This is a genomic window from Mesorhizobium sp. 131-3-5 (genome assembly GCF_016756575.1).
In the GTDB taxonomy this organism is placed as follows: Bacteria; Pseudomonadota; Alphaproteobacteria; order Rhizobiales; family Rhizobiaceae; genus Mesorhizobium; species Mesorhizobium jarvisii.
This window is the reverse complement of the sequence record NZ_AP023254.1, coordinates 2791437-2805024: the sequence shown is the minus strand read 5'-3', so window position 1 is coordinate 2805024 and position 13588 is coordinate 2791437. Positions and strand designations below refer to the sequence as shown.

General features: G+C 62.7%; 15 protein-coding genes. 7 read left to right on the top strand and 8 right to left on the bottom strand.

Translation table 11 applies throughout. The features are described 5' to 3' along the window. The first annotated feature begins 150 nt into the window (after positions 1 to 150). Both JG747_RS13675 and JG747_RS13670 read left to right on the top strand, forming a co-directional pair. Positions 151 to 798 (top strand): helix-turn-helix domain-containing protein, encoded by a 648-nt coding sequence (locus JG747_RS13675; RefSeq protein WP_019859891.1) that lies wholly within the window; start codon positions 151 to 153, stop codon positions 796 to 798. 53 nt (positions 799 to 851) lie between these two features. Further along, positions 852 to 1367: a GNAT family N-acetyltransferase gene (locus JG747_RS13670; protein ID WP_019859892.1), complete on the top strand. Its 516-nt coding sequence runs from the start codon at positions 852 to 854 to the stop codon at positions 1365 to 1367. On the opposite strand, the gene JG747_RS13665 is transcribed toward JG747_RS13670, so the two are convergent. The 3 genes from JG747_RS13665 to JG747_RS13655 form a co-directional block, all read right to left on the bottom strand. After that, a complete protein-coding gene (locus JG747_RS13665; RefSeq protein ID WP_202361990.1) occupies positions 1364 to 1675 on the bottom strand; it encodes an acetate/propionate family kinase in 312 nt (103 codons plus the stop codon). The genes JG747_RS13670 and JG747_RS13665 overlap by 4 nt on opposite strands. A 620-nt stretch (positions 1676 to 2295) precedes the next feature. Further along, a complete protein-coding gene (locus JG747_RS13660) occupies positions 2296 to 2718 on the bottom strand; it encodes a hypothetical protein (RefSeq protein ID WP_244748391.1) in 423 nt (140 codons plus the stop codon). Beyond that, positions 2715 to 3746 carry an NADP-dependent oxidoreductase gene (locus JG747_RS13655; protein ID WP_202361989.1) on the bottom strand — a complete coding sequence of 344 codons (1032 nt, stop codon included), beginning with the start codon at positions 3744 to 3746 and terminating at the stop codon, positions 2715 to 2717. Before JG747_RS13655 ends, JG747_RS13660 begins: the two co-directional genes overlap by 4 nt. Positions 3747 to 3837: 91 nt before the next feature. Here JG747_RS13655 and JG747_RS13650 point away from each other — a divergent pair, with 91 nt between their 5' ends. Together JG747_RS13650 and JG747_RS13645 are read left to right on the top strand one after the other, a co-directional pair. Continuing rightward, complete coding sequence (locus JG747_RS13650) at positions 3838 to 4758, top strand: LysR family transcriptional regulator (protein WP_202361988.1); 921 nt, start codon at positions 3838 to 3840, stop codon at positions 4756 to 4758. Between the two features lie 78 nt (positions 4759 to 4836). Further along, positions 4837 to 5028, top strand: coding sequence for a hypothetical protein (locus JG747_RS13645; RefSeq protein ID WP_038648726.1), 192 nt, complete (start codon positions 4837 to 4839; stop codon positions 5026 to 5028). Positions 5029 to 5584: 556 nt separating this feature from the next. On the opposite strand, the gene JG747_RS13640 is transcribed toward JG747_RS13645, so the two are convergent. Genes JG747_RS13640 through JG747_RS13620 form a run of 5 tightly spaced genes read right to left on the bottom strand, consistent with a single transcriptional unit; the run spans position 5585 to position 10440 of the window. Beyond that, the gene (locus JG747_RS13640; RefSeq protein ID WP_202361987.1) at positions 5585 to 6478 is read right to left on the bottom strand and encodes an ROK family protein; all 894 of its coding nucleotides are present in this window, start codon (positions 6476 to 6478) and stop codon (positions 5585 to 5587) included. After that, positions 6475 to 7278, bottom strand: coding sequence for an alpha/beta fold hydrolase (locus tag JG747_RS13635; RefSeq protein ID WP_202361986.1), 804 nt, complete (start codon positions 7276 to 7278; stop codon positions 6475 to 6477). Before JG747_RS13635 ends, JG747_RS13640 begins: the two co-directional genes overlap by 4 nt. Continuing rightward, on the bottom strand, positions 7275 to 8111 hold the full coding sequence (locus tag JG747_RS13630) for a sugar phosphate isomerase/epimerase family protein (protein WP_202361985.1): 837 nt from the start codon (positions 8109 to 8111) through the stop codon (positions 7275 to 7277). Before JG747_RS13630 ends, JG747_RS13635 begins: the two co-directional genes overlap by 4 nt. Beyond that, a complete protein-coding gene (locus tag JG747_RS13625; protein WP_202361984.1) occupies positions 8111 to 9190 on the bottom strand; it encodes a Gfo/Idh/MocA family protein in 1080 nt (359 codons plus the stop codon). Before JG747_RS13625 ends, JG747_RS13630 begins: the two co-directional genes overlap by 1 nt. Positions 9191 to 9204: 14 nt before the next feature. Continuing rightward, complete coding sequence (locus JG747_RS13620; protein WP_202361983.1) at positions 9205 to 10440, bottom strand: ROK family transcriptional regulator; 1236 nt, start codon at positions 10438 to 10440, stop codon at positions 9205 to 9207. A 139-nt stretch (positions 10441 to 10579) separates the two neighbouring features. Here JG747_RS13620 and JG747_RS13615 point away from each other — a divergent pair, with 139 nt between their 5' ends. The 3 genes from JG747_RS13615 to JG747_RS13605 all read left to right on the top strand — a co-directional run bounded on the left by JG747_RS13615 (position 10580) and on the right by JG747_RS13605 (position 13444). After that, complete coding sequence (locus JG747_RS13615) at positions 10580 to 11323, top strand: ATP-binding cassette domain-containing protein (protein WP_202361982.1); 744 nt, start codon at positions 10580 to 10582, stop codon at positions 11321 to 11323. Between the two features lie 52 nt (positions 11324 to 11375). Next, positions 11376 to 12356, top strand: a complete 981-nt coding sequence (locus tag JG747_RS13610; protein WP_202362280.1) for an ABC transporter permease subunit — start codon at positions 11376 to 11378, stop codon at positions 12354 to 12356. Positions 12357 to 12433: 77 nt separating this feature from the next. Then, the gene (locus JG747_RS13605) at positions 12434 to 13444 is read left to right on the top strand and encodes a sugar-binding protein (protein WP_064982473.1); all 1011 of its coding nucleotides are present in this window, start codon (positions 12434 to 12436) and stop codon (positions 13442 to 13444) included. The last annotated feature ends 144 nt before the right edge of the window (positions 13445 to 13588 follow it).

Below are 13588 nucleotides of genomic sequence, written 5' to 3'. Positions count from 1 at the left end.
GCGCACGTTCGAGGCATGCACCGGCCATTATCAACGTCTCCGCCTGCCTCCCGGGCCTGGCCTAGGTAGTTTCCCGTAGGGACATAACCGAATTTCGGCGCCCGTCGATTTGCGCGATTGCTGTGCCACGGATCAACCGGGAAGACAGCCATGCAAGCCTACACCTCCTCCAGGATTTCATTGTCGTCGCATCTTGCTCAGCCGGCTCTGCCAGCGACACTCGGTTCCGGACCGGTCCAGCCGATCAGCTTCTTTCCAGCCGGTTCAGAAATCTATGCCCAGGGCGAGAAAGCTGGTGCCTTCTATCAAGTCGAATTCGGCGCCGTGCGCATCTACCGCCTGCTCGCTGACGGACGCCGGCAGATCAGCGCCTTCCATCTTGCTGGAGAGACATTCGGCTTCGAAGCCGGCGCGACGCACCACTTCTTCGCCGAAGCGATCAATGCCACCGGTGTTCGCGTTTTCCGCCTCAATGCTGGGGCTGACATGTCGCATCAGTTGCTGCCCTTGGCGCTCAAGGGGTTGACCAGAGCCCAGGAACACCTCCTCGTCCTGGGTCGCCAGAACGCCATCGAACGCGTGGCCGCCTTCCTGGTCGACATGGTGGAGCGCCAAGGCGGTCTGCGGCAGGTGGAGCTCCCGATGTCGCGCACGGACATCGGCGACTATCTCGGCCTCACCATTGAGACCGTGTCGCGGGTTTTCACCCGGCTGAAGGACAAGGGCGTGATCCGCCTGCTCAACCTGCGCAGCGTCGAAATCCTCAAGCAGGACGTGTTGCAGACCATGGGCGAATGAGCCCTCCCAAGCAGACAGCGTAACGTCAGCCTCAGATCAGGGACCCTATTGTCATGAACGATACACTTACCACCCACACGGGATTTCGCTTCGAAGTGCGTCGCGCCCGCCCTGAGGACGAGCCGACGCTGGCCGAGTTCTTCACGCATGTCACCCCGGAAGACCTGCGTTTCCGCTTTCTCGGCGCCGTGAAGGAAGTTTCGCATGAACGGCTGGCGGCGATGACGCGTTCAGACGATGCCCACATCCATAATTTCGTGGCGTTCTCGACCGACGGGATGTTGATCGCCGTTGCTACATTGGCAAGCGATCGCGCCGACCGAACCGGCGAGGTCGCGATCTGCATTCGCGCGGATCGCAAGCATCTGGGCGTTGGCTGGAACCTGCTCGCCCATATCTCGAAATATGCCGAAAAACTTGGCCTCGAAGCGATCGAGTCGATCGAGAGCCGTGAAAACCGTGCCGCGATAGAGGTCGAGCGCGACATGGGTTTCACGGTCACGACTGACCCCGACGATGCGACGCTCGTCCTGGTTCGGCGGGAACTAGGGGCGCGCGCAGCCGGTTAGAGGCCTGGTCCATCCTGATTCCACAGAGATCGCAAGATCGACATCTCCGCCGCGACAGCACGTTCTTCATCCGCTGGAACGACCAGGACATCGACGCTGGAATTGGGATTGCTGACAACATCCTCGCCTCTCCGATTTCGCTTCTCGTCGAGGCCGACTCCAAGCCAGGCCGCGGCGGCGCCGATCCTTTCCCGGACCAACGGCGCGTTTTCGCCAATGCCGGCCGTGAACACCAGCGTGTCCAGCGGGCGAAGGCCATCGGCGACGGTGGTCCATGCGCTGTATTCCAGGGCGCGAAACGAGGTCATGCATGCGGTCGCATCCTCCAGGCTGTAGATGGTTCAACGGGCGGCCGGCCCGGCAGGGCGCAAGGGACCTCTCGCTTACTGTCGAGAAGCCGGGCTTCTTGTCGCTGGCCGCACTTCCGCAGGCATCTGCCCTCGGCATATCCTTGTGTGGCCCAGACCAGCATCTGTGGTGGCCGCAGGTCTCAGAGCTACGTTGCAATCAGGTTCCAGAGACGGTCATCCTGCAATCGGCGCCGGCAGAGCGTCACAACCTGCAAAGTGTCTCGCGGACATAGGCTTCGGCGTCAGCGCACTCGCAACCCTCAATCAAATCCCTAGAATGCTTGAGCGCGGCAGGACAGTCGGCACCGCCTTCAGCCCGGGTTTCCCGCTCGTCCGCCCGCAGTTTGTGTGCCAGCCTGCGGTGAGGCCGATGCGTAGGGCAGATAATACCCGTCGAGCCGCAAAGCCATCGACGGGGTTTCCAGGCGATTTGTGGGTATCCAAACGGGCCATGAACTCCAGCAGTTAGCGGCGTAACTTCGATGCGCAATGTCTCCGAGGCAGGAAAAACAGCAACCGACCAAATTCGCCCAGCTTAGACTGCTGGCGCGTCGATTCGTTCTCGTAGCCAACGTAACTCAGCTTGTGTGGTCAACGATTGGGTCGTGGAGTGCAGCGAGCCAATGGGCCATCGCACCAAGATCTCCATCGACCCGGATCCGGCCCTGGCGTATAGCCCGGTCGCGAAAAGCTTCATACGCCGGATCGGCGGCGTAAAGCAGGTTCAGCTCGCGGGCCGTAGTGGAGCATACCTCGATCGTCACGTCGCCCCGCTCGTCCTTGTCAACGCCTATTCGGAACGCTGGCACCCCGTTCACAATGTCAAAACGAATGCCTTGAATACGCCCGTCCGGCAGTGTCGCGCCGTCGACATAGCGCTCCACGAGCGACCAATTCAGGTCGGGCTCGAGGCCTGCTCGAGCTGTGGCGGCGCACATCAATGTGCCGACCATTTCGAACCATGCCATGGTGCCGTGAGAGAATTTCGGCGAGGCGCTCACGCCAGTTGACCGCGTGCCACCGTCAGGACGATCTTGCCGCGAATATGACCGGCAGCAGCGCGCTCGTGGGCCTTGCGGGCCTCGGCCAGGGTGAAGATGCTGTCGACTCCAACGCGGATCAGGCCGCTGTCCAGAAGCGGCACAATCTCTGCAAGCTGCGCGCCGTTAGAACGGACCTGAGTCGTGGAGACGGTGACGCCTAGCCGCTTGGCTTCGTCGCTGCCGTCGAAGCCAAGCGGGAAGATCGGGTAAAGAGCGCCGCCCGGTTTCAGCGTTGGCAGGAAGCGGGCCGTCGCTGGGCCGCCGACCGCATCGACGACGAGGTCCACGTCGCCCACCACTTCCTCGGGCTTGACCTTCCCATAGTCGATGAAATCGTCGGCGCCGAGGTCGCGGAGGAACGTCTCGTGGCCACCGGACGCCACCGCAATCACTCGCGCTTCGCGCCATTTCGCTAGCTGCACCACAAGATGGCCGACTCCGCCTGCCGCGCCGTTGACCAGCACCGTCTTTCCCGCGAGCGGGACCGGCTCGTGCTGGTGCGGCTGGAGGGGATTGGGCTCGTTGTGCCCGAGGTCGATCAGAAACTGCCATGCGGTGAGCACCGACATCGGCGCGCCCGCCGCGTGAACATGGTCGATGCCGGAGGGCTTCAGAGCAAGTTCCGTCGCCGGCACTGCGACATATTCCGCATAGGCGCTGCTCTTACCAGCCAGCCCAGCGGGGAAGCGCACCATCGCATAGACTTCGTCGCCGGCCGCGAAGCCCTGCACGTCGTCGGCGACCGCGTCGACGACACCTGAGACATCGGTGCCGGGCACGATCGGGAACGAAACTTTGGGCTGCCATTCAGCCGGGAGCATCTTATAGCCCTCGCGCAGGTACCAGTCGGGCGGGTTGAGGCCGACGGCATGAACGCGGACGAGCACCTCTCCGGATTTGAGCGCCGGTTTTGGAGCATCCTCGTAGATCAGTTGTTCAGGGCCACCGAACGCGTGCAGGCGAACCGCTTTCATTATTTTGGTCATGGGAACTCTCCACCGAGTGCATTCACAGGACGTGGACATAGAGGCTCGACTCCAAGTTGATAATTGCCGCCCGATTTGATTTAATTGTTCCATGAAGGAACAAGTCGCACTGGATCGGCTGACGGGTTTGATTGCTTTCGCCCGGGCCGGATCGTTAGGGAGCTTCACGGCGGCTGCCCGCTCGCTTGGAATTTCCCCGTCCGCTGTCAGCAAGAGTGTCCAGCGCCTCGAACAGCAACTGGGCGTTTCCTTGTTTACCCGGACTACCCGGTCCCTCACGCTGACGCCCGAGGGCCGGGAGCTGCATGAGCGGGCTGTAAGGCTGTTGCGTGACGCGGAGGAGATCGAACAGGTCGCCAAAGCCGTTCGCGCTGAGCCGACCGGCACCTTGCGGATTGCAGTGTCGCTGCCGATCGGGCTCCATCTGGTCGCGCCCGCCTTGCCCGCCTTCCGCAAGCTTCACCCAAAGGTGAGCATCGACCTTCGAATTGACGACCGGCTGGTCGACATCGTCGAACAGGGCATTGATATCGCGGTTCGCATCGGAGAACTCGCGGACTCTCGTTTGTTGTCGCGCCGGCTTTCCCCGTTGCGGCTTTGCGCGTACGCCGCGCCTGCCTATCTGGCGGCGCGGGGCACGCCTACGCATCCGGACGAATTGGCAGCACACGACACGGTCAATCTGAGGTATCAGAGCAGCGGCCAAGCCTTCCGCTGGCCCTTTCGGATTGGCGAGCGCGAAATTGAGATTGTGCCAACGTCAAGGATCATCGTCGACGCCAGCGAAGGGGTGATGGCAACCCTGGTCGCCGGCGGCGGTATCGGCATCAGCGCAACTTTCGTCGCCGCCCCTTACGTCGCGCGGGGTGAACTGGCCTTAGTACTCGGCGACTTTGCCGTTGAGCGCGACAACATCACCGCGCTGTGGCCGTCGAGCAGGCGAACCAACCCGGCCGTGCGGGCCTTCCTCGAGCATCTGCGCGAGACTGCACGGGTCAGTCTTGCGGTGTAGCCGGCAATCACGCCATGGTGGGCGAGCTCATCCAAATCGCTGAGACGATCCCAGATCCTGCGATGGAAATCCAGGTCCATGCCGATTTGGGACGAGGAACTGTTTTGCAGCGGAAGTGACGGGCTTCGGCCCGGCCAACAACCTGCCCGCAAGGAACAAGGCGACAAGGGCGCCGAGGATCTCGGCAACAATGAAGCCTGGGAGGTCGATCATTTCACCCCAAAGGCAGAGATTTACGCGACAACACTCTATTCAAGATCGAAGAATTAAGCGTAAGCCACTGATTTGTAATAAGTTAGTGGGCCCGGAGGGCCGTCGTTTTCGACGGGAAATCAATACCTTAGCGGATGGTTCGCCAAGCCGTTTCCTTCGTATTCTCTCGTATGGTCTGGCGAACCTAAGGATGATGAAAGCGACTAATTACAGGCTTCGAGATACCGCCGATTTAGCCGCAGGTAGAACTCCCTTGTAGTGAATGACCAAAACGGGCCGTTTGCTGCCAGTCCGGTTTCGGCACAATCTGTAAGTAAGCTGCCGTTTGGCCCGCGGGATCGTTCAACACGTTCCCCGTCAACAAGGCGTCCTGTGCCACGCCAACTGGCCTTGACAATGGTCATCGCTTTATAGACGCCGTCCGTTATGATGCGAGCAAAGCGACGAGATCGTCGCTCTCGGGATCCACGAAGGCAAATATCGGACCGCCCTGCCCGCGCTACTCGGATTCCGCCAAGAGCATGACTGGCAAGACGTAGTCCGCCGTTTCATGACCAAAATCGTGAACTTCGCAGAAACCGCGTTGCTTTGAAATGGCGCGTGCACCGCGCGATCACACTGCGGCGAGCAGCACAGCGCCATGAATGGCCGCCTGCCAGCCCAGGGCCGCCCAGCGTATGTCCAGAGGCTGGACAAGAAGCGAATGCGGCAGGCTGTCGGCGATGCGCTGCTTGAGCGTCTGGCGGGGATAGGACTTCATGTCGACGATGCCGCCGCCGATCAGGATCGTCTGCGGGGAAAGCAGGGCGGCTGCCGTTGCGATGGTCACCGCCTGCTGCCAGACGATCTCATCGAGCCATTCGCGCAACGACGGCGGCTGCCCGGTCGCCGAAAACAGCTCGGCCACGGGGATATCGTAGTCCGTCGCGAGTTCGACGAGCGTTGCCCCTGACGCATAGGTCTCGACCCGGCTTGGTGGTTCGCCATCGCCGGGCCGGTAGATCGGCATGTGGCCGATCTCGAGCGCCCAGCCGCCACCCCTGAAAATGCCGTCCTTGCCGAGATAGGCCGCACCGATGCCGGTGCCGAGATAGACCGCCAGAACCTCCTTTTGCCGCTTCACCGCGCCGGCAACGCTTTCGCCCAGCAATTGCAGCACGACATCGCGTTCGAGCCGGACGGGAACGCCGAGCCTCTGAGCAAGTTCGGTGCCCAGCCGGATGCCGTTCAGTTCAGGAATGTTGGCGGTGTGCAGCACCGTGTCGAAGTCGCGGTCGATGAAGCCCGGCACGGTCGCAACGACGCGCGCAGGTTTGAGGCCTGCATCGCGGCAGGCCGCGGTGACCGCATCGGCCAACCCCGCCACCGGCGCTCCCTGGCGCAGCTGCGCAGTGGGGTAGGTGCGGGCAAAATCCACCGGGAAGCCATGGTCGGCAAAGCCGACCTTGACCGACGTGCCGCCGATCTCGACCACGGCGATCGTGTCGTCCGTCGTATTGTCGGTCATGCGAGCGTTTCCAGAAATTCCGAAAGACAGGCGCGGAATTCCCGCCGGTAGGCTTCGCGATCCTGCGATTTGGCGGTGATTGTGCAAAGCCGGGCTGACGGAATGAGCCCGGCCAGCGCCTGCGCGTCGGCCAGTCGATGGACGAGGTCATGGTCGTGACCGATGACCAGGGTCGGAACCGCGATGGAACGGATGTCGGCCTCGCTCATGCCGGGACCATCGCCGGCGATTGCCGCCAGCAGCCTGCCGAACAGAACCGGGTCCGGGCGATTGAAGAAGCCTTGCAGGCTGCTGAGATTGTCCGGCGCCAGCCTCGCCAGTTCGGCGGCCGTGGTGCTGTCATCAAACAGACGCCTGGCGTGTTCGGGCGAATAGCGAATCAAGAGATCGCCGACCACGGCATAGGGCTTCATATTGGCCGGTGCAGCCTGGGACACCCAGGCAGGCCGGGCGAGCACCAGTGCGCGCACGCGAGCCGGCTTGTGCACCGCCAGACGCAGCGCCAGCGCGGCGCCCATCGAGATGCCGCCGACGACAGCCGCACCGATGCCGATAGCCTCGGCGAGCGCTTCGACGTCCTCGGCAAACGTGGCGATCGAAAGCCGCTCGACCGGCCCGTAGCCGGATCCGCCCTGACCCCGGCATTCCAGCGTCACCCGCCGTGTCTGCGGCAGATCGGGAAACACGTCGGCGACCTGCGCTTCATCACCGCCCAGCCCATGCTGGAAGACGACGGGAAGGCCGGCGCCGACATCCCGGTAGGCAAGGTCGATGCCGTTACGACCGAAGGTCTGTTTCACTTGTCGTCGCTCTCTTCCAGCACGGTGCGCAGAAACGCACCGACGCCGGGCGCCTCGGCCTCTGTCAGGCCATGCGTGATCAACGGACCGTCGAAGCCGGCGGCTTTCAGGCGGGTGATGAAATGCGGGAAGTCGACCACGCCCTGTCCAGCGGCGGCAAAACTGCCATCCGCGTGACGGTCCTTGGCATGGGCCATGCAGATCTCCGCGGCCAGCAACTCAACGGCCTCGTCGATGAGGCGATGACGCTCGGCTGCGTCGGCCACTTCGAACAGATTGGCCGGATCGAGCACAATGCGCAGGCGCTTGCTCTTCATCTCGTCGAGCAGGCGGCGCGCGGACCGCGCGCTGGAGACGACATTGGCCAGTTCGGGCTCGATGCCAAGCTCGATGTCGAAGCGGTCGGCAATCGCGATCGCCGCCTCCATCTCGGTGCGGAGATCGCTCCAAGCCGCCTCTGTGGCATTGTCGGGATCCCAGCGCCACTGATCCTGCGCGTCCCTTGTACCGGTGCACAGCGTGATCAGTCGCGTACCCATATCGGCGCATGAGGCGGCCAACACCTCAAGCCGGGCAAGACCTGACACACGAACCGAGCGATCCGGATGGATCATATTGTAGGTTCCCGAAACCGCCGCGATCGAAACGCCGGTCTTGCTGCTGCCCTCAGCGATGGATCTGGCCGCATCGGGATCGATGCTGTCCGGCATCGATGGCAGGCCAAGGCACGCCATATTGAACTGCGCCGCCGCGTAGCCGGCATCCGCCACCGCGCGCAACACCGGCAAGGCGCCGGTGGCAGCGAAAGTCTTGGCGAAAATCCCAAGCTGCATCAGACAACCCCGTCGACATCGGCGAGGTCGACGATACGGCCGCCGGCAGCGGCGGAGCGGGCGATTGCCGCCATGCCCCTGACGGATGCGATGCCGTCCTCGATGCCGGCGCCGACCATGGGCGCGCCATTCAGTACGACATCGGCGAAGCCTTCGAGCTGGCGGCGATAAAAGTGACCGTCGGCGCCAAGCGTGCGATGCCAACTGCCATCGGCCTCGCGGAAAATGTCGACCTCGCTGCTCTTGTAGTACCAGGGGTTAAAGGTCTTCGCGAGAACGCTGCCGTTCTGGCCGTAGATCTGGAACCCTTCGTGCCAGTCCATGCGCACGGCGACCGTCAGGTCGAAATGGCCGACCGAACCGTCGGCGAAGATGGTGGTGACGAACCAGCAATAGGCGCCGTAGCGCTCGGTAAGCCGGGCCTCGACGGCCTCGATCGGACCATGCAGATGGCGGGCGGTATCGAGGAGATGGCTGCCATGCGCCAGCATGTAGTACTGGCGCAGATCTGCCTTGGGATTAACCGAAGGCTTGCGCGCCTTGGCGCTGGTGATGATGAGCGGCTGCACCGCATCGGTCATGGGATAGCGGTGGGTGCTGTCGCAATACCAGCCTTTGAACGCCAGCCGCTCGCCCATCTCGTCGTCGACGAAAGCCTTCGCCGCCTGGATGCCGGGATCGAAGCGCTTCATGTGGCCGACCTGCAGCACCTTGCCGCTCTTGTCGACCGCCGCTCGCAAGCCTTCGACTTCCTCGACCGAAACGCCCAGTGGCTTCTCGCACAGCACATGCTTGCCGGCATCCAGCGCCAGTTCCGCCGCCTTGACGTGGAACGTGTCCGATGTCGCGATGATGACGGCATCGAGGTCGGGATCGGCCAGCATCTGGCCATAATCGGCATAGGATTTTTCGGGCGCGAAAGTGGCCGCCATCCTGTCGCGCAGATCGTCGGCGACATCGCAGATGGCATAGAGATCGGCATTGCGCGCCTTGGTGCAGGATTCGAAATGCGCTGCCTGCGCAATCGGACCACAGCCGAGCACTCCGACACGCAGCCGCTTTTCGTCTTTGCGAGGCATGGAATCTCTCCTGATTAGCGCGCGGCGAGGCCGCGAAGTTGAAATTGCGGATCGCCCGACAAAGCTGCCTGATGCAGCAGACAGGCAGCGCCCAGTGCCGGACCGTCTGCGCCGACACGCGACAGTTCGATCCTGGGAACAGGATAACCTTCGGCGAGGAAGTCCAGCAGGAAAGCTTCCACCTGTTCGGCGACAAAGGGATAGACGGCATTGACCGAGCCGGAGAGGATGATGCGTTCCGGCTGCAAGGTGCAGGCGAGCGTCGCCAGGCCGCGGCCGAACCAGAGCGCCCAGTCGCGCGCCGTGGCGACGGCCGCCGGATCGCCGCCGGCAAGCGCTGCGACAAACTCATCCACACCGGCGCGCTGCCCGCTTATGTGGAAGTAGCGGGCGAGCAGCGCATCCTTGCCGACATAGGATTCCAGCCGGCCAGGCCGCTTCGCATCGTGGACGAAGCCTTCATCGCCAATGCGCAAATGACCGATCTCGCCGGCGCCGCCAAGCCGACCGCGATGCAGTCTGCCGGCATTGATAATGCCGCCGCCAACGCCGTTCTCGATCAGGATGACCAGAGCATCCTCATCGTCCCTGCCCGGCTGTGCCCGGTATGTCTCGGCCACCGCGACGGCGTTGGCATCGTTTTCCAACAGGATCGGAAAATCTTCGCGAAAGGCGTTGCCCAAGAGCTCCGCGAGGTTGACCCCGTGCCAGCCAAGGATGGTGGCGTGATATGAAACCCCGTCGGCGGCTGGGAAGCCGGGTACCGCGACATTGAGCCCGTAGGGGCGCGTGCCCTTAGGCAATTGCGAACGGATCTCCCCGACGAGTTCCTCGATAATGGCGACCGCGGCTTCAGGCGTGCTGCCCCGGCCGGCAAAAGCTCTCGAGGCGCTGGCACGCTGCGCGCCGGCAAGATCGACAGCCACGGCTGCGATCCAGTTGACGCCGATATAGGCGCCGAGAAAGAAGCCGCCATCGCCTTCGATCTCGACCAGGATACCGGGGCGGCCCACCCGGCCCTCGCCGTCCTGCTCGTCATCCGCTCCGTCTGACCGTTCCCGCGCCAGACCGGCTTCCGTCAGGCCCAGCACTAGGGCGCCCGTGGTCGAGCGGGTCAGGCCGAGATCGCGTGCTAGCGCTGCCCGGCTCAACGCGCCGGCACGAAACAGCGCCGCAAGGGCCCGCGTTTCATTCGGCCGAAGATCGGTCGACACCAGCACGTTTTCCTCCGCGATTTGTTTGATTGACATACTAATTGACTTTCTCTGCGATTTGAAAGGGCCAAAATTGGGTGCAGTGCAACAAAATATTTGCCCTTCCGCGCCTATTGACCCAAGTTTCAAACGATGATTTGTATCCAAAACTTACAAATTTGCATGGGAGGATGCGATGCCGGTTCTAGCGCGTCTCGAACATATCGTGAAGGATTTCGGTGCCGTCCGCGCGCTGGACAATGTCTCGCTCGACATCAATGAGGGCGAAGTTCTCGGCCTGATGGGCGACAATGGCGCCGGCAAATCGACGCTGGTTAAAACCATTGCCGGCAATTTCCAGCCGACGTCCGGCACCTATGTTCTCGAAGGCAAACCGGTGCTGCTGTCGGGGCCTGCGGATGCACGCAGGCACGGCATCGAGGTCGTCTATCAGGACCTGGCGATTTGCGACAATCTGACCGCGTCGGCCAATGTCTTCCTCGGCCGAGAGATCATGAGGCAGCTTGGGCCGCTGAAGGTGCTCGACCACAAGAGCATGAACACCCGCTCGGCCGAGATTTTCCGCGAGTTGAAGTCGGAGACACGGCCCGCCGATTTGGTCGTGCGCATGTCGGGTGGCCAGCGGCAGGCAGTGGCCATCGCCCGGACCCGGCTGGCCAAGTCCAAGATCGTGCTGATGGACGAGCCGACTGCGGCGATCAGCGTCAGGCAGGTTGCCGAAGTGCTGGCCCTGATCCGCCGCATGAAGGACCAGGGCCTTTCGGTCATCCTGATCAGCCACCGCATGCCCGACGTGTTCGAGGTCTGCGACCGCGTGGTGGTGATGCGCCGCGGCCGCAAGGTCGCCGACAAGCCGATCGCCCAATCCAGCCCCGAGGAAGTGACCGGCCTGATCACCGGCGCCATCCAGGCCGCTTGAAACAGCCTCGCCACGGAGCCATGCCATGAGCGCCCCCGACGACCATCCCGGAATGGAGATTGACCTTCTGAAAGGGTCGAGCCGCACGCTGTTGAACCGCGTGCTTCTGGCGCAGGAAACCTGGATCGCCATTGCCATACTGGTGCTCGGTCTCGTCGTGTCGATGATCGCGCCGAAATTTGCGACGCCCGGCAATCTGCTCAACATCTTCCAGAACGCCTGCTTCGTCGGCATCATGGCCATCGGCATGACGCCGGTCATCATCAGCGGCGGCATTGACATCTCGGTCGGCTCGATCCTGGGCATGTGCGGCGTGACGCTCGGCATCGTGCTGAACGCCGACATGCCGCTGGTCGTCGGCATCGCGGCGACGCTGGCGATGGGCGTGCTGTGCGGCACCGTCAACGGTACGATTATCTCTTACGTCAAGTTGCCGCCATTCATCGTCACCCTGGCGACGCTGTCGATCGGCCGTAGCCTGGCGCTGGTGCTGACCAACAACCAGGTGTTCTACGAATTCGGCCGGGCAAGCGATGCGATCGTCGCGCTTGGCGGCGGCTACACATTCGGCCTGCCCAATGTGGTCTACGCCCTGGTCATCGGCGTCATCGTCCTGCATTTCCTGCTGACCATGTCGCGCTGGGGCCGCTATCTCTTTGCCATTGGCGGCAATGAACCAGCGGCGCGCCTGTCGGGCATCCCGGTCGATCTGATCAAGATCTCGGCCTATGCGTTCAGCGGCTTCATGGTTGCGGTGACCGCCATCTTCCTAGTCGGCTGGCTGGGCGCGGTGACCAACTCGATCGGCACCGGCTATGAGCTGCAGGTCATCGCGTCGACCGTGATCGGCGGTGCTTCGCTGACCGGCGGCTTTGGCTCGGCACTTGGCGCCGGCATCGGCGCCATTCTCGTAGAAACCATTCGCAACGCGCTGCTTCTGGCAGGCGTCAACCCGTTCTGGCAGGGCACGTTTGTGGGATGTTTCATCCTTGCAGCCGTCCTCCTGGAAAGAATCCGCTCTGTGCGACGCTAGGGCATGAATCCGAAAAGATCATGCTCCAACAAAGAGTTAGGGCGGACACGTCACGGCGAACCCAAATGGAGGAAACAATGTCGCTGTCGAAAACGCTTAGAACCACGCTTTCCATCGCCTGCCTTGCAATCGGTATGACGGCGGTCCAGGCCAAGGCCGAAGAGCGGGAATTCGCGCTCGTCTTCAAGGTCCTCAACAACGCCTTCAGCCCGCCGATCCAGGCCGGTTGCGAAGCCGCCGCCAAGAAGCTCGGCGACGTCAAATGCACCTATCTCGGACCGACGGAATATGACGAGGCCAAGCAGGTGCAACTGGCGCAGGACATGGTCACGCGCGGCGTCGCCGGCCTCGGCATCTCGGCCGGCAATCCGAAGGCCATGGCCCGCATCATGAAGATGGCCAAGGAAAAGGGCATTCCTGTCGTCACCTATGACACCGACGTGCTGCCGGAGGATGCGGGCCTGCGCTCGACCTATATCGGCACCGACAATTACGAGTTCGGCGTGGCGCTGGCGCAAAAGGTGCTCGCCCACAAGAAGAGCGGCACGGTGTGCATCCAGTCCGGCGCGCCGGCTTCCGAAAACCTCAAGGCGCGCGTGCAAGGCATTCGCGACACGCTCGCCGGCGTCACCAAGGACAAGGGCGTCGAGAGCCTGACCGGCCAGAACGGCTGGACCGAGCCGTCGGGCTGCCCGGTCTACAACAATGACGACATCACGCTTGCCGCCCAGCAGGTGCGCGACGTCATGACCAACAATCCAGGTCTCAGCGCCTTCGTTGCGGTCGGCGGTTGGGCGCAATACGCGCCGGAAGCCTACAAGCAGGCGATGACGCCGCTCAAGGCGCGTCTCGACAGCAAGGATTTGGTCGTTGTCTTCGGCGACAATTTCGGTCCGCAGCTGCCGCTGCTTGCCGCCGGCCTCAGCCACTACAATATCGGCCAGCGCCCCTATGACATGGGCTACGAGACCATCATGGCACTGGACAAGCTGAGCAAAGGCGGCACCGTCGAACCGTTCATCAAGACTGGCACCGAAGTCTGCACGCCGCAAGACGCCCTCACCACCTGCGGGAAGGTCGCCAACTGATCTCTACCGACAAGCTCACGCCCCGGCTGCCATCGGCCCGGGCGTGAGATATCAAGCGCAGCCGACACGAAACACGTCCAGAAGACATTTCAGTTCGGCTCTACGCGTAGTCTTGCCTCGATCCGCTGGATCACGCTTCACGTG

Bases quoted from the DNA above. Each gene is read 5' to 3' on its own strand.
- JG747_RS13675 (WP_019859891.1), top strand. From the start codon at position 151: ATGCAAGCCTACACCTCCTCCAGGATTTCATTGTCGTCGCATCTTGCT.
- JG747_RS13670 (WP_019859892.1), top strand. From the start codon at position 852: ATGAACGATACACTTACCACCCACACGGGATTTCGCTTCGAAGTGCGT.
- JG747_RS13665 (WP_202361990.1), bottom strand. From the start codon at position 1,675: ATGACCTCGTTTCGCGCCCTGGAATACAGCGCATGGACCACCGTCGCC.
- JG747_RS13655 (WP_202361989.1), bottom strand. From the start codon at position 3,746: ATGACCAAAATAATGAAAGCGGTTCGCCTGCACGCGTTCGGTGGCCCT.
- JG747_RS13650 (WP_202361988.1), top strand. From the start codon at position 3,838: ATGAAGGAACAAGTCGCACTGGATCGGCTGACGGGTTTGATTGCTTTC.
- JG747_RS13645 (WP_038648726.1), top strand. From the start codon at position 4,837: ATGCCGATTTGGGACGAGGAACTGTTTTGCAGCGGAAGTGACGGGCTT.
- JG747_RS13640 (WP_202361987.1), bottom strand. From the start codon at position 6,478: ATGACCGACAATACGACGGACGACACGATCGCCGTGGTCGAGATCGGC.
- JG747_RS13630 (WP_202361985.1), bottom strand. From the start codon at position 8,111: ATGCAGCTTGGGATTTTCGCCAAGACTTTCGCTGCCACCGGCGCCTTG.
- JG747_RS13625 (WP_202361984.1), bottom strand. From the start codon at position 9,190: ATGCCTCGCAAAGACGAAAAGCGGCTGCGTGTCGGAGTGCTCGGCTGT.
- JG747_RS13620 (WP_202361983.1), bottom strand. From the start codon at position 10,440: ATGTCAATCAAACAAATCGCGGAGGAAAACGTGCTGGTGTCGACCGAT.
- JG747_RS13615 (WP_202361982.1), top strand. From the start codon at position 10,580: ATGCCGGTTCTAGCGCGTCTCGAACATATCGTGAAGGATTTCGGTGCC.
- JG747_RS13610 (WP_202362280.1), top strand. From the start codon at position 11,376: ATGGAGATTGACCTTCTGAAAGGGTCGAGCCGCACGCTGTTGAACCGC.
- JG747_RS13605 (WP_064982473.1), top strand. From the start codon at position 12,434: ATGTCGCTGTCGAAAACGCTTAGAACCACGCTTTCCATCGCCTGCCTT.